This window comes from Arthrobacter sp. Y3221159 (assembly GCF_059089885.1).
Genome location: NZ_JBNHFC010000060.1, coordinates 1 through 444 on the forward strand (window position 1 = coordinate 1; position 444 = coordinate 444).

Genomic DNA, 444 nt, shown 5'->3' on the forward strand with positions numbered 1-444 from the left:
CTTGGGCGGGATGACGTCGTCCCAGTTGTTGACCAGCTGCATGTTCTGGTTGACCAGCCACACATTGCCGGAGTTCACGTCATTGAGGACCACCAGGTCCCGGTTCACCCGGAACACATACGACGGCGACGCACTCGCCCTGGGCACATCCACATTCTTGTCATCACCATCATTGACACAGTCACGGACATACTTGTTCGCCCCCGACCACGCCGCATGCACGCACCCGCCCAACTGCACCGGGGCAGCCGGAACACCCTCACCACCGAACCCCACCGTCTTCGCGGTCCCGCCATCCAACGGCTGCTTCAACAACGCCTTCGGCGTGGCAACAGCAACAAAATCACTGCCCGGACCCGCCTGCTGCAACTTCGCATCCCGCGCGTTCTCCAACTGCAACCGCTTACCACCCGGCAAAAACAGGCTCCCCGCCGCCGCATCCAA

1 protein-coding gene is annotated in these 444 nt (G+C 61.9%); it reads right to left on the reverse strand.

Annotated features, from left to right (window positions below):
• A partial coding sequence (locus tag AC5RT3_RS20665; RefSeq protein ID WP_494125116.1) for a hypothetical protein occupies positions 1–444 on the reverse strand: 444 nt, incomplete at both ends.